Raw genomic sequence first — 19,783 nt, forward strand, 5'->3', positions numbered from 1 at the left:
TGTAAAATCTCCTTGCTTTTTAGTGAATTATAGCTTAAACTATTATTGTTATGAAAAAAAAGAAAAAACATTCAAGCAAGAAGTACAGTGGAAGTCGCCGAAAAACTAAAGATAAAAAGAAAGATTCGGTAAAACAAGACCTTCAACAAGACGTCAAGAAAGACACTAAAGATACTAAAAAAGATGTCAAAAAAGGCGCTAAAAAGGCCAACAAAAAAGAAGCGAAAAAAGATACAAAAAAGGTTTCTAAAAAATCAGCAGACAAAAAAGTAGCTGAAGAAACAGTAGTACCAGTTGAGCACAAGGAAAAAGAAACAAAAACTGAAACCTTGGCACTTAGAAGTAGACGCTCTAAGAAATCTAAATCAAAATCATCTCGTGATGATAAAAAAGCATATCTTATCTTAGCCTTCCTAGGTGTTCTGGTAATACTTTTGTTTGTTGCCATGCTTGCTTTAGCAGGACGTGGTAAACAAGCTGGTCACACCGGTAGCCTTGGAAATATCTTCGGCTCTAGTTCTAAAGTCACTAAAAAAGAAGACAAAGAAAAAGAGGAAAAGGTAACTCCAACTAATAAATCAGCCGAAGCTAAACAAGCAGTCATGGAAGCAGATGCAGATACCATGTATGGTAATGGATTGTATTATGATTATGCTAACATGACATTGAACCAAGTGGTTGAAGCTTTTATGGCTGACCAAGGTATCGAGTCTAGCCAAATTGCCTTTTCATATAAAAATACCAAGACAAATGAGCAATTCTCTATGAATGATACTCAGCCAATGACTGCAGGATCAACTTATAAATTGCCACTAAACATGCTTGTCATGGATGAAGTTAATAAAGGTAAACTTTCTTTAACTGAACGTTTTGATATTACTAATACTGAGTATGAGTATCAAGGCGAACATGATAATTATGTTGCTGCTTTCGGCGGTTCAATGACTATTCCAGAAATGCAAGAGTATTCTCTTGTTTACTCTGAGAATACTCCAGCCTATGCTTTGGCGGAACGCCTTGGTGGTATGGAAAAATTCTATGGTATGCTTGATAAATATGGTAAATCAAAAGGTGAAGTGAAAACTATCCAAATGCATGGTAATAAGACAACGACGGATTATTACATCCAAGTTTTGGATTACCTTTGGAAACACCAAGATAATTACAAGGATATTCTCCACTACATTGGTGAGTCATTCCCTAATGAGTACTACAAGACATATCTTCCTAATCTGACAATTTATCAAAAACCAGGTTATGTCCGTGAAGCACTTAACGTTGATGCTATCGTTATGGAAGATACACCTTATATGGTTGCAATCTATACACGTTATCTTGGTGGATCAACTGAAAATTCAGATGAAATCAGCGGTTGGGGTCTCCAACAATTAGGAATGCTCTCTTATGTTATTAATGAGTGGCACCGTGTTAATATGAACTAATAAAGAAAGCCGAGTTTATCGGCTTTTTTCTATACAATTGAATAAAAGGTAAGAAGTACAATCCCTAGAAAAAGAAATGGGACAAATGCGATACATTCCTTAAGATTTCTTCGTATAAGGAAGTACGCTAGTCCTAATAGGCACGCAAGCTCGATAGTTAGAAGTATTTTTGAAAATGGGAAAATAAGTGAGGCACTTGCTAAGTAGAGAAAATCACCTTCCCCAATATTTAGATGTTTTATAAAAGAAAGGAAAGCGAGGATTATCCCTATGGCAAATGTGAGGTAATAGTTGCCCATGAATAGAAGTGGGACTGTTCCAACTATCCAGATTAGAAGTGGATAGGATTTCTGTTTCAAATCAAAAATAGATAAACAAAGGCTGAAGTAAAGAAAGTAGGTTACTTCCAGACTTAAAAAGTCATAGAAATATAGAAGACATATCACCCCACAAAATATTTCCATAAAGAAGTAACGAAAAGGGATAGGAGACTGACATGAACGACATCTAGATCTTAAGAAAAGTTGTGAGAGGATAGGAATCATCTCGGAAAAACGCAACTGATGCTTGCAATGGCTACAGTGACTACTAGGAATAATAATCGAGTTCTCAGGAAAACGATCACAAACTAGTCCGATAAATGAGCCTAAAGAGGCTCCTAGAAAAAAATAAATAATGCTTAACATACCTAATTATTCGAAAAAGAATGAGAAAAAGCATTTCACTTGCATATTATTTAGAAATATTCTAAAATAAAAGTGTAAATAATAGTAATTCTAAATAAGGAGAATTAATATGGTAGATTCAATTAAAGAAACAATCAATGAAACAGTTAACCAACAAGCTGAAACTCCAACAAATACAAAAACTAAAGCAGTTTTGAATCAAGCAGTTGCTGATTTGTCTGTAGCAGCTTCAATTGTTCACCAAGTTCATTGGTATATGCGTGGTCCTGGTTTCCTCTATCTTCATCCAAAAATGGATGAATTGATGGATAGTTTGAATGCTCATCTTGATGTTATTAGTGAACGTTTAATTACTATCGGTGGGGAGCCATACTCAACTTTGGTAGAATTTTCATCTAACTCAGGCTTGACTGAAACTACTGGCACATTTGATAAACCGATGTCTGATCAAATTCAATTATTGGTTGATACATACAAATATTTGTCAGTATTGTTCCAAGTTGGTTTGGATATCACAGATGAAGAAGGAGATGCTCCTTCAAATGATATCTTCACTGCAGCTAAATCTGAAATTGATAAGACAATCTGGATGTTGACTGCTGAACTTGGACAAGCACCAGGCTTGAAATAATCAGATTTTGAGTTAAGATGATTGTCAAGAGTTCCTCTAAAAGTGTATAATAAACGTAAAATACTTTTAGAAGAAGGGGGGCGGCGATATGTCTGAGCATCGACGTAGTCTAGGCGTTTATGAAGATGTCCTAAATCAGTTAAAAGCTAAGGGAATTCGGTTGACGGAATCTCGTAAAGCTGTTATTCGTTATTTGATGATGTCTGATCAACACCCTAGTGCAGATGTGATATATTATGACCTTCTCCCTGATAATCCTGGGATGAGCTTGGCGACGGTCTATAACAACCTGAAGGTGTTGGTTGAAGAAGGGATTGTCTCTGAAATTAAGGTTAATAATGATAATACAACCTATTATGATTTTATGGGACATGATCACTTAAATATTGTTTGTGAAAAATGCGGTCACATTACCGACTTAGACCTACCAATTCCGTCTTTCAAGGAAGAGGTAGAATCACAAACTGGTTTTCGCATTACTCGTGAACAGATGATATTACATGGGATTTGCCCAAACTGTCAATAACCTGAGTCTTAATGACTTAGGTTTTTTAAGTCTTGAAGTATACAATAATCTGTAAAGGTTTTCAAAACTATCTTGTCATGGCAGAAGCTTTTTGCTAAAATATTGCTATGAAAACTTTATATGACGTTCAACAGTTGTTGAAACAGTTTGGCATAGTGGTTTACCTAGGGAAAAGGCTCTATGATATCGAAATGATGAAGATTGAATTAGAAGCCCTCTACCAGAATGGTTTAGTTGACAAGGACAACTATCTTACTGCTGAAATGATTTTACGACGTGAACATCGCATTGAAATGGAGAAAGAAAATGGCTAAAAAACTCTTAGGAATTGACCTTGGTGGAACAACTGTTAAGTTTGGTATTTTGACTTCGGAAGGTGAAGTGCAAGAAAAATGGGCTATTGAGACAAATACGCTTGAAAATGGTCGCCACATCGTTCCTAACATTGTAGAATCTTTGAAACACCGTTTGGAAATGTATGGACTTACTGCTGAAGACTTCATTGGAATTGGTATGGGATCTCCAGGTGCAGTTGACCGTGAAAATAAAACAGTAACGGGTGCTTTTAACTTGAACTGGGCAGAAACTCAAGAAGTTGGCTCTGTCATTGAAAAAGAACTTGGTATTCCATTCGCTATTGATAATGATGCTAATGTGGCTGCACTGGGGGAACGTTGGGTTGGTGCTGGTGCTAACAATCCAGATGTTGTCTTTGTAACATTGGGTACAGGTGTTGGTGGCGGTGTTATCGCTGATGGTAATTTAATTCATGGTGTTGCCGGTGCTGGTGGTGAAATTGGTCACATTATTGTTGAACCTGAAACAGGATTTGAATGTACATGCGGAAACAAGGGGTGTTTGGAAACTGTAGCTTCAGCAACAGGTGTTGTACGTTTAGCACGTCATTTGGCAGAAGGATACGAAGGGAACTCTTCTATTAAAGCTGCTGTAGATAATGGTGAGCAAGTGACAAGTAAAGATATCTTCGTAGCTGCTGCTGAAGGTGATAAGTTTGCTAATAGCATTGTTGATAAAGTCTCTCAATACCTCGGACTTGCAACAGCAAACATTTCAAACATTCTTAACCCAGATTCAGTTGTAATCGGTGGTGGTGTTTCAGCAGCTGGTGAATTCTTGCGTAGCCGTGTTGAAGGATACTTTACACGTTATGCATTCCCACAAGTTCGCCGTACAACAAAAGTGAAATTAGCAGAGCTTGGAAATGATGCTGGTATTATTGGAGCTGCTAGTCTTGCACTTACAATTGATAACTAATGACAGAAGGTGTGTCTGACCAATTATAGGTGGACAGCACCTTTTTCTTGTTGAAAAACGTTTACAATCAGCTGAGCTCTGCCATTTTGTTGAAAATGTGGTATACTTTAAAAGTTGAAATAAAAATTAAAGAGGAAAAAATGACTAAACTTAGAGAAGATATCCGTAACGTAGCCATCATTGCCCACGTTGACCACGGTAAAACAACACTTGTTGATGAATTGTTGAAACAATCACACACTCTTGATGAGCGTAAAGAGCTTGATGAGCGTGCAATGGACTCAAACGATCTTGAAAAAGAACGTGGAATTACAATTCTTGCCAAAAATACAGCCGTTGCTTATAACGGTACACGTATCAACATCATGGATACACCAGGTCACGCGGACTTCGGCGGCGAAGTTGAACGTATCATGAAAATGGTTGATGGGGTTGTTCTTGTTGTCGATGCCTACGAAGGTACAATGCCTCAAACACGTTTTGTGCTGAAAAAAGCACTTGAGCAAAACTTGACACCTATCGTTGTTGTTAACAAGATTGATAAACCATCAGCACGTCCTGAAGAAGTTGTTGATGAAGTTCTTGAACTCTTCATCGAGCTTGGTGCCGATGATGATCAGTTGGAATTCCCAGTTGTGTATGCGTCAGCGATTAACGGTACATCATCATTGTCAGATAACCCTGCTGATCAAGAGCACACTATGGCTCCAATCTTTGACACTATTATTGATCACATCCCAGCTCCTGTAGATAACTCAGATGAGCCTCTTCAATTCCAAGTGTCGCTTCTTGACTACAATGATTTCGTTGGTCGTATCGGTATTGGACGTATCTTCCGTGGAACTGTAAAAGTTGGTGACCAAGTTACCCTTTCAAAACTTGACGGAACAACAAAGAACTTCCGTGTTACTAAACTTTTCGGTTTCTTTGGTTTGGAACGTCGTGAAATTGAAGAAGCAAAAGCTGGTGATTTGATTGCCATCTCAGGTATGGAAGACATCTTCGTTGGTGAAACAATTACACCAACTGATGCTGTTGAACCATTGCCAGTTCTTCGTATTGACGAACCAACACTTCAAATGACTTTCTTGGCGAATAACTCACCATTTGCCGGCCGTGAAGGTAAACACGTGACATCACGTAAGGTTGAAGAGCGTCTTTTGGCAGAGTTGCAAACAGACGTTTCTCTTCGTGTTGATCCAACTGATTCTCCAGATAAATGGACTGTATCAGGTCGTGGTGAATTGCACTTGTCTATCCTTATTGAAACAATGCGTCGTGAAGGATACGAACTTCAAGTGTCTCGTCCAGAAGTTATCATCAAAGAAATTGATGGCGTTAAATGTGAGCCATTTGAACGTGTTCAAATTGATACTCCAGAAGAGTACCAAGGTTCTATCATCCAAGCCCTTTCAGAACGTAAAGGTGACATGCTTGATATGCAAATGGTTGGTAACGGTCAAACTCGCCTTATCTTCCTTGTACCAGCTCGTGGACTTATCGGATTCTCTACTGAATTCTTGTCTATGACACGTGGTTACGGTATCATGAACCATACCTTCGACCAATACTTGCCAGTTGTTGCTGGTGAAATTGGTGGACGTCACCGTGGTGCCCTCGTTTCTATCGATACAGGTAAAGCGACAACTTACTCAATTATGCGTATTGAAGAACGTGGTACAATCTTTGTTAACCCAGGTACTGAAGTTTATGAAGGTATGATTGTTGGTGAAAATGCTCGTGAAAATGACCTTGGTGTCAATATCACTACAGCAAAACAAATGACAAACGTGCGTTCAGCAACTAAGGACCAAACGGCTGTTATCAAGACTCCACGTATCTTGACTCTTGAAGAATCACTTGAATTCTTGGATGATGATGAATACATGGAAGTAACGCCTGAATCTATCCGCTTGCGTAAACAAATTTTGAATAAAGCAGAGCGCGATAAAGCCAATAAACGTAAGAAAAAAGCAGCAGAAGCTGAATAATATATAGAGAGGAGAAGAGATGTTTTATCTGATTGTTGCTGTATTGATTGCATCATTCTATTTCTTTATTGCACCAAAGTCGGTAAAAAACACCATGAATCTTCTCTTTGTCATGGCTACCTTAGCATTGCTCCTACTTTTAGCAGTGCTATCAATCATTAAATTCTTCAGCCTACCTGGTGAGTTCTTTGTTACAGTTGGAATGCTTGTATTGAGCTATTTCACCTTGAAAGATTTTTTCGCCATGTCGGAGCTTAATCATGAAAAAGCTGAGCATGAAGATAAATAAGTAGCATGAGATTAAAAGTCAGTCTGATAGATTGGCTTTTTCTTTTACCAAGAAGAGGTAACTCCTTGAAATAGCTTGGGATAAAGGGTAAAATGATTATGATACAATTTGAGAGAATGGACGAATTATGAAATCAGTAACACAATTTGAAAATAAAAAAGTTTTGGTCCTTGGCTTGGCTAAATCTGGTGAAGCAGCTGCCCGCCTATTGGCTAAGTTGGGTGCTATTGTCACAGTAAATGATGGTAAACCATTTGAGGAGAATCCATCGGCGCAAGCCCTTCTTGAAGAAGGCATTAAGGTTGTTTGCGGCGAACATCCTCTTGAACTTTTGGATGAAAATTTTGAATTAATGGTGAAAAATCCTGGAATTCGTTATGACAATCCAATGGTAGCTCGTGCTCTAGAAAAAGGTATTCCTGTTTGGACTGAAGTGGAATTGGCCTATCTAGTATCTGAAGCACCTATTATCGGTATTACAGGGTCAAATGGTAAGACAACAACGACAACTATGATTGCTGATGTCCTAAATCATGGTGGTAAATCAGGTGTCTTGTCTGGGAATATTGGTTTCCCTGCGTCAGAAGTTGCACAGTCAGTAACTAATCAAGATACCTTAGTTATGGAATTATCTTCTTTCCAATTGATGGGGATTGACAGCTTCCATCCACATATTGCTGTGATTACTAACTTGATGCCGACACATATTGACTATCATGGTAGTTTTGAAGCATATGTGGCTGCCAAGTGGAATATTCAAAATCAAATGACTGTGGATGATTTTGTTGTTTTGAACTTCAATCAAGATTTAGCTAAGGAATTAGCTACACAAACTAAGGCACAAGTAGTTCCATTCTCAACAGTGGAAAAAGTAGATGGTGCCTATCTTGAAAATGGTGCTCTTTACTTCAAAGGTGAATTAGTGATGCAAGCTGATGAGATTGGCGTTCCTGGTAGTCACAATGTTGAAAATGCCTTGGCAACTATAGCTGTAGCAAAATTGTCAGGTGTTTCAAACCAAGCTATCAAGGAAACCCTCGCAAGCTTTGGTGGTGTTAAGCACCGTCTCCAATTCGTTGACACTATCGATGAAGTGAAATTCTATAATGATAGTAAGTCAACTAATATTTTAGCGACACAAAAAGCACTTTCTGGTTTTGATAATAGTAAAGTTATTTTGATTGCTGGTGGTTTGGACCGTGGTAATGAATTTGATGAACTCATTCCTGATATTACTGGTCTTAAGAAGATGGTGATTTTAGGGGAATCAGCTCCTCGTGTCAAACGTGCTGCTGATAAAGCGGGAGTAACTTATCTTGATGCCAAAGATGTGGCAGATGCGACACGTATTGCTTTTGATCAAGCCAGTGCAGGAGATGTTGTCTTGTTGAGCCCTGCAAATGCAAGCTGGGATATGTACAAGAATTTCGAAGTGCGTGGTGACGAATTTATCACAACTGTTGAGCAATTGAAGGGATAGGCTATGGCAAAAGCGAAAAAAATTGTTTTTACCGGTGGTGGAACTGTTGGACATGTGACTTTAAATCTTATCTTAATTCCAAAATTTCTAAAAGATGGATGGGAAGTGCACTATATTGGTGATAAGCACGGAATTGAACACGAGCAAATTGATAAGTCTGGCTTGGATGTGACATTCCATAGTATTGCTACAGGTAAACTACGTCGTTATTTCTCATGGCAAAATATGTTGGATGTCTTTAAAGTTGGTTGGGGGATTCTACAGTCAATTGCAATTATTGCCAAGATTCGTCCTCAAGCACTCTTTTCAAAAGGTGGATTTGTCTCAGTGCCACCGGTAATTGCTTCTAAGTTATTAGGCGTTCCTGTATATGTTCATGAGTCTGATCTTTCTATGGGCTTGGCCAATAAGATTGCCTATAAATTTGCGACTACTATGTTTACGACTTTTGAACAATCTAAAGGATTGGCGAAGACAAAACATATAGGTGCTATTACAAAGGTAGGGATGGCAACGTCCAATCAGTCTGATGCTCTTGATAAGATTAAAGTACAGTTTGATGACAAGTTAAAAACTGTCCTTTTCATAGGTGGATCAGCTGGTGCAAAGGTATTTAATGATTTTATTAGTAATACTCCACAACTGACTGAAAAATATAATGTCATTAATATTTCTGGGGACTCTTCATTGAATACCTTAGAACGTCATCTTTATAGAGTTGATTATGTGACAGATTTGTATCAACCTCTTATGGATACGGCAGATTTAGTTGTCACTCGTGGTGGTTCAAATACGATTTTTGAATTGTTAGCTATGAAAAAACTTCATTTAATTATTCCTTTAGGGAAAGAAGCTAGCCGAGGAGACCAACTTGAAAATGCTGCCTATTTTGAACGAAAAGGTTACGCACGTCAATTACAGGAAGCAGAGTTAAGTTGGGAAACCTTAAATCATGAGCTTGAACAACTTGTTGAACATGCAGAGACTTACAAAGAAGCTATGGCTAAATCTGAGGAAATTACTTCTCCTGATGATTTTTATAACCTATTAGTGACTAGTATTTCAAAAAAATAAAGGAATTTCATGGCAAAAAAGGATCAAGAATCACAAGAAAAACAAGTTCTCACAGAGTGGCAGAAGAGAAACCTCGAATTTTTGAGAAAAAAAGAAACCGAAGATTCTGAAGAATTTGCGAATGGAAAGGTCGTTCATTCAGTAGGAGCGACTTCAAATGAGAGCCAACCACCAGTGAAAAAGAAGGTTAGAAAGAAAAAAAAGACCAAAAAGAAGAAACGAAAAAAAGGGAATACGAGTAGTAATATTCCAATTGCACAACAAAATCTTGCGGGACTAGTTATTTTTATCGCTGCAATCCTAATCGTATTTTCACTTTTCTTTATTTCACCTTGGTCAAAACAAAAGGTTCTCACTGTATCAGGAACAAAAAATGCTCTACCAGAAGATGTGAAAGTTGCAAGTGGAATTCTTGATACAGACTATATCACTCATGTCTTTTTCAACCAAGGAAAGGTTGCATCAACTGTTGAAAAAACCAATGTTTGGGTTAAAAAGGCTACAGTAACTTATAGTTTTCCAAATCAATTTAATATTGCAGTAAAAGAATACCCAATTGTTGCTTATCGTCAAACTACAAATGGTTATGTTTCTATTCTTGAAAGTGGTAAGACAGGAGGAACGGTTTCAACTAGCAATCTACCTGATAAATTCATCACTTTAAAGATGGATGACGAGAAGAAAATCGAAGATTTAGTAAAAGAATTAAATAAACTTGATTCAAAAATCAAGAATAATATTCAAATTATTAATCTTACGCCAACTAAAGCAACTTCAGATTTATTAACAATTGAGCTGTATGATGGCAATTCCATTCGTGTTCCTCTTTCTCAATTAACGGTTAAGCTCCCTTACTACGAGAAAATTAAGAGCCAACTTTCAGATGGAAGTATTGTTGATATGGAAGTTGGACTTTATACAACGACTCCTGAGGTTGAATCATCAAAAACTGATGGGGATAAAAAGAAAGACAAAGATAAGACTGATAAAAAGGAAGAAAATACAACTTCTGAAGAAGATCAAGATACTACAACATCAACTGAACAGCATTCTGAAGAAGGGTCTAATTCTGAAAATCCGGGTATTCAAGGACAGGAAAATCCAACTGTTGGTCAAGAAACAACTCTTCGTCCTTCCCCTGCTCAAGGCTAATATTGAATAATAAAAAACGTAAAATGCTGACATTTTACGTTTTTTTATGGTACAATAGTATCCGAATAATTCTGTTTTTATACAGTTTACAAAGATATTGAATGGAAAGATTGAGAGGTCGAGTGAATGGCTAGAGATGGCTTTTTTACAGGATTAGATATAGGAACTAGCTCGATTAAGGTTCTTGTTGCTGAGTTTATTGATGGATCAATGAATGTCATCGGGGTAAGTAATGTTAAGAGTTCTGGTGTGAAAGATGGCATCATTGTTGACATTGACGCTGCAGCGAAAACAATCAAAACAGCTATTGAACAAGCAGAGGAAAAAGCTGGGATTGTTATTGAGCAAGTGAACGTTGGGCTTCCAGCTAATCTTCTTCAAATTGAGCCTACACAAGGTATGATTCCTGTAACAAGTGAATCAAAAGAAATCAAAGATGAAGATGTTGAAAGTGTTGTTCGCTCAGCCTTGACAAAGAGCATTACACCTGAGCGTGAGGTTATCTCACTAGTTCCTGAAGAGTTTATTGTTGATGGCTTCCAAGGAATTCGTGATCCTCGTGGAATGATGGGGATTCGTCTTGAAATGAGAGGTCTCATTTATACAGGACCAACAACAATTCTTCACAACCTTCGTAAGACAGTTGAACGTGCTGGTATTCAAGTAGAGAATATTATCATCTCTCCTCTTGCAATGACACGTGCTGTTCTGAATGAAGGTGAACGTGAGTTTGGTGCTACTGTTATTGATATGGGTGGCGGTCAAACAACTGTTGCAAGTATGCGTGCTCAAGAACTTCAATTTACCAATATTTATTCTGAAGGTGGCGAGTACATCACTAAGGATATTTCAAAAGTTTTGAAGACTTCAATGCAGATTGCTGAAGCGCTTAAGTTCAATTTTGGTAATGCAGATATTGAAGAAGCAAGCGAAACAGAAACTGTCCAAGTAGAGGTTGTAGGTGAGAATTCACCTGTTGAAATTACAGAAAAATACCTTGCTGAGATTATCTCAGCTCGTGTGAAGCATATCCTTGATAGAGTTAAACAAGACTTGACTCGAGGACGTCTACTTGATTTACCTGGTGGCATTGTCCTTGTAGGTGGAACAGCTATCATGCCAGGTGTGGTTGAAGTTGCTCAAGAGATTTTTGAAACAAATGTTAAACTTTACGTGCCAAACCAAGTTGGTATCCGTAATCCAATGTTTGCAAATGTGATTAGTCTTGTTGAGTATGTTGGTCTTCTTACAGAAGTTGACATCATCGCGCAACAGGCTGTGTCTGGTGAAGAGTATCTTCGTCGTAAACCAATCGACAATGAGACTCCTTCCTTGAGTTTTGATAGAACTCCTGCTCCAGCACCTCGAGTGGCTCCTCAACCAAATCCTATTCCTGTTGAGAACACTATTGAGGTACCTCTGCCAGTTGAAGAAGAAAATCATGAACAAAAACAAAAACTTGGTGATCGTGTTCGTGGAATTTTCGGCAGTATGTTTGATTAATTGAATCTAGTAAAAGCGAGGAAATAAAATGAGTTTTTCATTTGATAGCGCATCAGTTCAAGGTGCGGTAATTAAAGTTATCGGTGTCGGTGGAGGTGGCGGAAACGCTATCAACCGAATGATTGAAGAAGGTCTTGCTGGTGTTGAATTTATTGCAGCTAATACTGATATTCAAGCACTCAGTTCTTCTAAAGCAGAAACAGTAATCCAATTGGGTCCTAAATTGACTCGTGGTCTTGGTGCCGGAGGTCAACCTGAAGTTGGTCGTAAGGCAGCTGAAGAAAGTGAAGAAACACTTACAGAAGCACTTACAGGAGCTGATATGGTCTTTATCACTGCTGGTATGGGTGGTGGCTCTGGTACAGGGGCAGCACCAGTTATTGCACGTATTGCGAAAAGTTTGGGTGCATTGACAGTTGCAGTTGTGACACGTCCATTTGGATTTGAAGGTAACAAACGTGGTGCCTTTGCTGTCGAAGGAATTCAAGAGTTGCGTGAGCAAGTTGATACCCTTCTTATTATCTCTAACAATAACCTTCTTGAAATCGTTGATAAGAAAACACCTCTTCTTGAAGCTCTTAGTGAAGCAGATAATGTTCTTCGTCAAGGGGTTCAAGGTATTACTGACCTTATCACTAACCCAGGTTTGATTAACCTCGACTTTGCCGATGTGAAAACAGTTATGGCCAATAAAGGTAATGCACTTATGGGTATCGGTATTGGGTCTGGTGAAGAACGTATTGTTGAAGCTGCACGCAAAGCAATCTATTCACCACTTCTTGAAACTACTATTGATGGTGCAGAAGATGTTATCGTTAACGTAACTGGTGGTCTTGATATGACGCTTACAGAAGCAGAAGAAGCATCTGAAATTGTTGGTCAAGCAGCTGGTAGCGGTGTTAACATTTGGCTTGGTACATCAATCGATGATACATTGAAAGATGAAATCCGTGTAACTGTTGTTGCAACTGGAGTTCGTCAAGATCGTGCTGAAAAAGTATCTGGTATGAAAGCTCAGCCACGTAAAGTGACTACAGCTCCTTCACAACCATCAGCTCCTGCTCAACAAGTTGTTCAAGAAGAGCAACGTCCAGTTTCTCAACCTTCATTTGAACGTCAACCAAATTTTGACTATAATGAAACACCTTCAATGCCTCAAGCAGGAGTTCGTCCTGCAGCGGCAGCTCCTCAACAAGAGCAGTCAGCTTTTGGTAATTGGGATTTGAGACGTGATAATATTTCTCGTCCTGAAACTGGTCAACTAGATAGTCAATTGACTATGTCTACATTCTCAAGTGATGTTGAAGATGATGATGAATTGGAGACACCACCATTCTTTAAAAATCGTTAATAATGACTATAGAAGAGAATAAAAATAATGTTTATCAAGCGGTAAAAAGAGCTTGTGAAAAGGCTAATCGCTCTAGCGATGACGTCAATATTGTTGCCGTAACCAAATATGTTTCAAGTGATGTCGCTGAAGAATTGGTTAAAACGGGAATCAAGCACATTGCTGAAAATCGCGTTGATAAATTCTTAGATAAGTATCAAGCTTTAAAAAATTATGATTTGACTTGGCACCTTATTGGTACCCTGCAACGTCGTAAAGTAAAGGATGTTATTAATTTAGTTGATTATTTTCATGCTTTGGATTCTGTTAAATTGGCAGAGGAAATTCAAAAGCGTGCCGACCACACCATTAATTGCTTCCTACAAGTTAACGTTTCAGGTGAAGAGTCAAAACATGGTTTTTCACCTGAAGAACTTGATACTGTTCTAAAACAAATTGAAAATCTTGATAAGATTTGTATAGTTGGACTCATGACTATGGCTCCAATTGATGCAGATGCTCAAGAACTTGATAAGATTTTTGCTGAGACAAATGAACTTAGACAATCAATTCAAGAGAAAAAACTAAAGAATGTTCCTTGTGATCAGTTAAGCATGGGGATGAGTCGAGACTATGACATGGCTATTCAGAATGGATCAACCTTTGTCAGAATAGGCAGTGCATTCTTTAAAGAGAACGGAGAATAACCTTATGGCATTAAAAGACGCAATTGATAAAATTGTTTCATATTTTGATACCGACGAAGTAACAGATTATGAAGATGCTGCTAAAGAAGAGGCTAAAGAACGTCCAGTGAAAGCACAGAAACCTGTGCAGACACCACCTCCTCGTCAGCAACGTCAACCTGAGCGTTCTCAGGCAACAGTCCCTCCTCGTCGCCAACATGTTCATTCAGACTTACAGGAAACTCAAGTCCTTCGTAGTTTACCTCTGAGTCGTTCACAAGCAAATCAGGGACCACAACAGATGAATACAACTAAAACAACAATTGCAATTAAATATCCTAAAAAGTATGAAGATGCTCAGGAAATTGTAGAACTATTGATTGAAAACGAATGTGTTTTAATCGATTTTCAATATATGTTGGAAGCGCAAGCTCGTCGTTGTCTTGACTTTATTGATGGTGCTAGCAAGGTACTTACAGGCAACTTGCAAAAAGTTGGCTCTTCAATGTATTTGCTTACGCCAATTAATGTCGTTGTTGACATCGAAGAGATTGGGTTGGCTCATGGCAACCAAGAAGCTAATTTTGACTTCGACATGAAGAGACGTTAAGCGATGTCTGTATTACTTTATGTTATTTGGGCACGTGTTGTTAACGTGATAGAGATTCTTCTTGTAGTCTATGCTTTGTTGTCCTGGTTTCCAGGAGCTTATGATACTAGCCTTGGAAGAATCATTAGACAAATTGTTCAACCGATTCTCGCACCATTTCGTCGCCTGAATTTAGCTTTTGCTGGTATTGATTTTTCAATATTGGTAATTGTACTTCTACTAAACTTTTCACTTAGAATTCTTAGATTTATTCTACTCTGATGTCAGATATTAAAAATATTGAACAGCATTACTCGTTAGATGAACGCCCTTTTCTAGAGAAGGTTAGGGGATTTTGTCAATTAGTTGATGAAAGGTACAGTCCTTACTTAACTGATTTCTTGAATCCTCGTGAAATTCAGATTGTTGAAGAGTTAGCTCATTACTACAATTTAAAATTTTTTGTGAGTTCTACTCCTGAATCTGAAGAATATGGAAGAGTTATTCTTGCTCCCGAATATTACGAGCTTGATGACGAAGACTTTGAAATTAAACGCCTAGAAATCTCTTATGCGAGACAGTTCAATAAATTGACACACCCAAAAGTTTTGGGAGCACTGATTAATCAACTTGGTCTTGATCGTCAAGTATTTGGAGATATTATTCTTGATGAAGAAGGACGTGTTCAATTTTCCGTTGCTTCTCATTTAGCAAGTTATGCGATAATGACGATTACTAAGATTGGAAATGTTTCGGTTACTCTAAAAGAAGTAAGCAAAGACGATTGGATTTCAAATCAAGAAAACTATTCACAATCTTTTGTTTTACTTTCCAGTATGCGTCTTGATAATGTGTTGGCGACGGTACTAAACCTATCCCGTTCTAACGCCTTAAAACTTATTGCTTCTGGAAAAGTTAAATTAAATTATAGACAAATTGAGAAGGCTAATCAGACGGTTATGATTGGTGATATGATTTCGGTTAGAGGTTATGGTCGATTTCGACTAGCTCAACAAGACGGATTTTCAAAGTCCGGGAAAGCTAAAATCGTTATTGAAAGTCTGTTAAGACGGAGAAAAAAGTAGTTATTTAATTTAAACCATCAGATATGGTAATGAAAAATAAAGGAGGCCTGTAATGGCTATTACAGCACTTGATATTAAAGATAAACAGTTTACAACTAAATTTCGTGGATATAATGAGCAAGAAGTTGATGAATTTCTTGATATTATTGTAGATGATTACGAAGATTTGGTTCGTGATAATCGTGAACTTGCTGCTCGTGTAAAAGAGCTTGAAGAAAAATTGGCTTATTTTGATGAAATGAAAGAATCATTGAGTCAATCAGTTATTTTGGCTCAAGAAACAGCTGAAAAAGTTAAAGCTTCAGCGGCTGACGAATCAGCTAACTTGATTAATAAGGCTAACTTCAATGCTACTCATTTGGTTGAAGAAGCTAAATCTAAGGCATCTGAAATTCTTCGTGATGCAACAGATGAAGCCAAACGTGTTGCCATCGAAACGGAAGAACTTAAACGTCAAAGTCGTGTCTTCCACCAACGCCTATTGGCTGCAGTTGAAGGTCAGCTTAGCCTAGCAAGTGCTCCAGAATGGGGTGAATTGTTGCAACCAACAGCTATTTATCTTCAAAATTCAGATGCTGCCTTTAAAGAAGTTGTTGAAAAAGTTTTGGATGAGCATGTACCTGATTCAAATGATGCAGCTTCATTTGATGCAACTCGTCAATTCACTCCTGATGAAATGGCTGAACTTCAACGTCGTGTTGCTGAAAGTAATAAGCAAGTTGAAGATTTCTCTAGTCCAGAAGTTGATGAAACAAACGAAGTGGTTTCAACTCCTGTTGATTTTGGTATTCCAGATACTTTCGAGAGTGAAGTAGCAGATTTCCCAACTTCAGCACCAGTAGATGAAGATTTTGATTTGCAACCTGAGTCAACAGGTGAAATTAATCTTAACGAAACACAAACGTTTAAATTGAATATTAGCGAATAAGAAAAATACAACTTACCAAGTATATTAACAGCGAGTGGGAGATGGTGTGAGTCCCACATTCCCTATTTGGATAGTTATCATTTTCAAGCATTCTAACTGAACTAAGTAAGTTAGAAGGATGGTCCTCCTTACGGACATATGAGGGAGCAAATGTTTTTTTGCTCTGAATTAAGGTGGTACCACGAGCTTTCGTCCTTTTTGATGAAGGCTCTTTTTATTTAGTAAATTAATTTAAAGAGGAGATATAATGAAACTCAAAGAAACCTTAAATCTAGGTAAGACAGCTTTTCCAATGCGAGCTGGACTTCCTAACAAAGAACCAATCTGGCAAAAAGAGTGGGAAGATGCTAAGATGTATCAACATCGTCAAGAGTTGAACCAAGGTAAACCTCACTTCACTCTTCATGATGGTCCTCCGTATGCCAATGGTAATATTCACGTTGGACATGCGATGAATAAAATTTCTAAGGATATCATTGTTCGTTCAAAATCAATGTCTGGTTTCTATGCTCCTTACGTTCCTGGTTGGGATACGCATGGTCTTCCAATTGAGCAAGTGTTGGCAAAACAAGGTGTGAAACGTAAAGAACTTGATCGTGCTGAATACCTTAAGATGTGTCGTGATTATGCACTTTCACAAGTTGACAAACAACGTGAAGATTTCAAACGTCTTGGTGTTTCGGCTGATTGGGATAACCCATATGTTACTTTGACACCAGACTATGAGGCTGCACAAATCCGTGTATTTGGTGAGATGGCTAAAAAAGGTTACATCTATCAAGGTGCAAAACCAGTTTATTGGTCATGGTCATCAGAATCAGCACTTGCTGAAGCTGAAATCGAGTACCATGATTTAGTTTCAACTTCACTTTACTATGCCAATAAGGTTAAGGATGGTAAAGGAGTACTAGATACAGATACATATATCGTAGTTTGGACAACAACACCATTTACAGTAACAGCTTCACGTGGTTTGACTGTTGGTGCTGATATTGAATATGTTCTCGTAAAACCTGCCGGAGAAGACCGAAAATTTGTCGTTGCTTCTGAATTACTTAATAGTCTTTCAGAGAAGTTCGGTTGGACAGATGTGGAAGTATTTCAGTCATACCGTGGTGAAGAATTGAATCAAATCGTCACTGAACACCCATGGGATACAGAAGTTGATGAGCTTGTTATCCTTGGTGATCACGTAACTACAGATTCAGGTACAGGTATCGTCCATACGGCTCCTGGTTTTGGTGAGGATGACTATAACGTAGGTATTGCTAATGGCCTTGAAGTTGCCGTAACCGTTAATGAGCGTGGTATCATGATGGAAAATGCTGGCCCTGATTTTGAAGGTCAGTTCTACGATAAAGTGGCGCCAATCGTTATGGAAAAACTTGGTGATTTGCTCCTTGCTAAAGAAGAAATCTCACACTCATACCCATTTGACTGGCGTACGAAGAAACCAATCATTTGGCGGGCTGTGCCACAATGGTTTGCCTCTGTTTCTAAATTCCGTCAAGAGATTTTGGATGAGATTGAAAAAGTTAAATTCCATTCTGAGTGGGGTAAAGTTCGTCTTTACAACATGATTCGTGACCGTGGTGACTGGGTAATCTCTCGTCAGCGTGCTTGGGGTGTGCCACTCCCAATCTTCTATGCTGAAGATAAAACACCAATCATGACTGAAGAAACAATCGAACATGTGGCTAAACTTTTCGAAGAGCATGGTTCAGTTATCTGGTGGGAACGTGATGCCAAAGATCTTCTTCCAGAAGGCTTTACACATCCAGGTTCACCAAACGGAGAGTTTACTAAAGAAACTGACATTATGGACGTATGGTTTGACTCAGGTTCATCATGGAATGGTGTCGTTGTTAACCGTCCTGAGTTGACTTATCCAGCTGACCTCTATCTCGAAGGTTCAGACCAATACCGTGGATGGTTTAATTCATCTCTTATTACATCTGTTGCCAATAATGGTGTTGCACCATATAAACAACTCTTGTCTCAAGGTTTTGCGCTTGATGGTAAGGGTGAGAAGATGTCTAAATCGCTTGGTAACACAATTGCTCCTAGTGATGTTGAGAAACAATTTGGTGCTGAAATTCTTCGTCTTTGGGTAACAAGTGTTGATACAACTAATGACGTTCGTATCTCAATGGATATCCTTAGCCAAGTATCAGAATCTTATCGTAAGATTCGTAACACACTTCGTTTCTTGATTGCCAATACCTCTGACTTCAATCCAACAACTGATGCTGTAGCCTTTGAAGACTTGCGTTCTGTAGATCAGTATATGACTATTCGATTTAACCAATTGGTTAAGACTATTCGTGATGCCTATGCAAACTTTGAGTTCTTGACTATCTACAAAGTCTTGGTTAACTTTATTAACGTTGAGTTGTCTGCATTCTATCTTGATTTTGCCAAAGATGTGGTTTATATTGAGAGTGCGGAATCACTTGAACGTCGTCAAATGCAAACAGTCTTCTACGATATTCTTGTCAAGATTACAAAACTATTGACACCAATCCTTCCTCACACTGCAGAAGAAATTTGGTCATATCTTGAATTTGAAACAGAAGACTATGTTCAATTGTCAGAGTTGCCAGAAGCAGAAGATTTTGTGGGTCAAGATGCACTTCTTGAAAGATGGAATGCCTTCATGGATTTCCGTGGCCAAGCTCAAAAAGCTTTGGAAGAAGCTCGTAATGAAAAAGTTATTGGTAAATCGCTTGAAGCTCATTTGACTATCTATCCTGATGATGAAGTCAAAGAACTTATTGAAGGTTTGAACACTAACCTTGCTCAACTTTTGATTGTTTCAGCATTGACTATTGCTGAAGGAGAAGCACCTCAATCTGCTGTAAGCTTTGAAGGTGTGGCATTCACAGTAGAACGTGCTACAGGTGATGTCTGTGACCGTTGTCGTCGTATCGATCCAACTACTAAAGAGCGTAGCTACAACGCGACTATCTGTGATCACTGTGCTAGCATTGTTGAAGAAAACTTTGCTGAAGGTGTAGCAGAAGGTTTTGAAGTAAAAGCAAAATAAAATAAAAAGAGTTCACCGTGAACTCTTTTTTCTATTTGTTTTTCGAATATAGTATTGAACACAATAAAAA

19 protein-coding genes and 1 other annotated feature are annotated in these 19,783 nt (G+C 38.2%); of the genes, 18 read left to right on the forward strand and 1 reads right to left on the reverse strand.

Features of this window, described 5'->3' with window-relative positions:
- Nucleotides 1–50: 50 nt before the first annotated feature.
- Nucleotides 51–1,442, forward strand: coding sequence for a serine hydrolase (locus HMPREF2867_RS00485; protein ID WP_082757383.1), 1,392 nt, complete (start codon nucleotides 51–53; stop codon nucleotides 1,440–1,442).
- Between the two features lie 29 nt (nucleotides 1,443–1,471).
- On the opposite strand, the gene HMPREF2867_RS00490 is transcribed toward HMPREF2867_RS00485, so the two are convergent.
- Entirely contained in the window at nucleotides 1,472–2,128 is a 657-nt protein-coding gene (locus HMPREF2867_RS00490; protein WP_070574953.1) for a prepilin peptidase, read from the reverse strand.
- 109 nt (nucleotides 2,129–2,237) lie between these two features.
- Here HMPREF2867_RS00490 and HMPREF2867_RS00495 point away from each other — a divergent pair, with 109 nt between their 5' ends.
- From HMPREF2867_RS00495 to ileS, 17 genes are all read left to right on the forward strand, one after another.
- On the forward strand, nucleotides 2,238–2,759 hold the full coding sequence (locus HMPREF2867_RS00495; protein WP_002890656.1) for a Dps family protein: 522 nt from the start codon (nucleotides 2,238–2,240) through the stop codon (nucleotides 2,757–2,759).
- Nucleotides 2,760–2,847: 88 nt separating this feature from the next.
- A complete protein-coding gene (locus HMPREF2867_RS00500) occupies nucleotides 2,848–3,285 on the forward strand; it encodes a Fur family transcriptional regulator (protein ID WP_002884117.1) in 438 nt (145 codons plus the stop codon).
- 107 nt (nucleotides 3,286–3,392) lie between these two features.
- Nucleotides 3,393–3,599 carry a YqgQ family protein gene (locus HMPREF2867_RS00505; protein ID WP_002890657.1) on the forward strand — a complete coding sequence of 69 codons (207 nt, stop codon included), beginning with the start codon at nucleotides 3,393–3,395 and terminating at the stop codon, nucleotides 3,597–3,599.
- Entirely contained in the window at nucleotides 3,592–4,560 is a 969-nt protein-coding gene (locus tag HMPREF2867_RS00510) for an ROK family glucokinase (protein WP_037600464.1), read from the forward strand. Before HMPREF2867_RS00505 ends, HMPREF2867_RS00510 begins: the two co-directional genes overlap by 8 nt.
- A 140-nt stretch (nucleotides 4,561–4,700) precedes the next feature.
- On the forward strand, nucleotides 4,701–6,551 hold the full coding sequence (gene typA, locus HMPREF2867_RS00515) for a translational GTPase TypA (RefSeq protein WP_002884130.1): 1,851 nt from the start codon (nucleotides 4,701–4,703) through the stop codon (nucleotides 6,549–6,551).
- Nucleotides 6,552–6,570: 19 nt separating this feature from the next.
- Complete coding sequence (locus HMPREF2867_RS00520; RefSeq protein WP_002890660.1) at nucleotides 6,571–6,840, forward strand: DUF3165 family protein; 270 nt, start codon at nucleotides 6,571–6,573, stop codon at nucleotides 6,838–6,840.
- A gap of 127 nt (nucleotides 6,841–6,967) precedes the next feature.
- Nucleotides 6,968–8,320: a UDP-N-acetylmuramoyl-L-alanine--D-glutamate ligase gene (murD, locus tag HMPREF2867_RS00525; protein ID WP_070574956.1), complete on the forward strand. Its 1,353-nt coding sequence runs from the start codon at nucleotides 6,968–6,970 to the stop codon at nucleotides 8,318–8,320.
- A gap of 3 nt (nucleotides 8,321–8,323) precedes the next feature.
- Nucleotides 8,324–9,394 (forward strand): UDP-N-acetylglucosamine--N-acetylmuramyl-(pentapeptide) pyrophosphoryl-undecaprenol N-acetylglucosamine transferase, encoded by a 1,071-nt coding sequence (locus HMPREF2867_RS00530; RefSeq protein ID WP_049545838.1) that lies wholly within the window; start codon nucleotides 8,324–8,326, stop codon nucleotides 9,392–9,394.
- 9 nt (nucleotides 9,395–9,403) lie between these two features.
- Nucleotides 9,404–10,546, forward strand: coding sequence for a cell division protein FtsQ/DivIB (locus HMPREF2867_RS00535; protein ID WP_070574959.1), 1,143 nt, complete (start codon nucleotides 9,404–9,406; stop codon nucleotides 10,544–10,546).
- Nucleotides 10,547–10,672: 126 nt separating this feature from the next.
- A complete protein-coding gene (gene ftsA / locus HMPREF2867_RS00540) occupies nucleotides 10,673–12,049 on the forward strand; it encodes a cell division protein FtsA (RefSeq protein ID WP_002890666.1) in 1,377 nt (458 codons plus the stop codon).
- A gap of 28 nt (nucleotides 12,050–12,077) precedes the next feature.
- Nucleotides 12,078–13,400 (forward strand): cell division protein FtsZ, encoded by a 1,323-nt coding sequence (gene ftsZ, locus HMPREF2867_RS00545; RefSeq protein WP_002884133.1) that lies wholly within the window; start codon nucleotides 12,078–12,080, stop codon nucleotides 13,398–13,400.
- Between the two features lie 2 nt (nucleotides 13,401–13,402).
- Complete coding sequence (locus tag HMPREF2867_RS00550; RefSeq protein ID WP_014634254.1) at nucleotides 13,403–14,086, forward strand: YggS family pyridoxal phosphate-dependent enzyme; 684 nt, start codon at nucleotides 13,403–13,405, stop codon at nucleotides 14,084–14,086.
- 4 nt (nucleotides 14,087–14,090) lie between these two features.
- Nucleotides 14,091–14,675: a cell division protein SepF gene (locus HMPREF2867_RS00555; protein WP_038675734.1), complete on the forward strand. Its 585-nt coding sequence runs from the start codon at nucleotides 14,091–14,093 to the stop codon at nucleotides 14,673–14,675.
- Nucleotides 14,676–14,678: 3 nt separating this feature from the next.
- The gene (locus tag HMPREF2867_RS00560; protein ID WP_037604445.1) at nucleotides 14,679–14,936 is read left to right on the forward strand and encodes a YggT family protein; all 258 of its coding nucleotides are present in this window, start codon (nucleotides 14,679–14,681) and stop codon (nucleotides 14,934–14,936) included.
- Nucleotides 14,936–15,739 (forward strand): YlmH family RNA-binding protein, encoded by an 804-nt coding sequence (locus HMPREF2867_RS00565; RefSeq protein WP_070574962.1) that lies wholly within the window; start codon nucleotides 14,936–14,938, stop codon nucleotides 15,737–15,739. Before HMPREF2867_RS00560 ends, HMPREF2867_RS00565 begins: the two co-directional genes overlap by 1 nt.
- A gap of 52 nt (nucleotides 15,740–15,791) precedes the next feature.
- On the forward strand, nucleotides 15,792–16,667 hold the full coding sequence (locus HMPREF2867_RS00570) for a DivIVA domain-containing protein (RefSeq protein ID WP_002884119.1): 876 nt from the start codon (nucleotides 15,792–15,794) through the stop codon (nucleotides 16,665–16,667).
- Nucleotides 16,654–16,867 (forward strand) — a binding site (T-box leader). (Overlaps the previous gene by 14 nt.)
- A 47-nt stretch (nucleotides 16,868–16,914) precedes the next feature.
- The gene (gene ileS, locus HMPREF2867_RS00575) at nucleotides 16,915–19,713 is read left to right on the forward strand and encodes an isoleucine--tRNA ligase (RefSeq protein ID WP_070574964.1); all 2,799 of its coding nucleotides are present in this window, start codon (nucleotides 16,915–16,917) and stop codon (nucleotides 19,711–19,713) included.
- The last annotated feature ends 70 nt before the right edge of the window (nucleotides 19,714–19,783 follow it).

Source organism: Streptococcus sp. HMSC064H09 (assembly GCF_001812625.1).
Taxonomy (GTDB): domain Bacteria; phylum Bacillota; class Bacilli; order Lactobacillales; family Streptococcaceae; genus Streptococcus.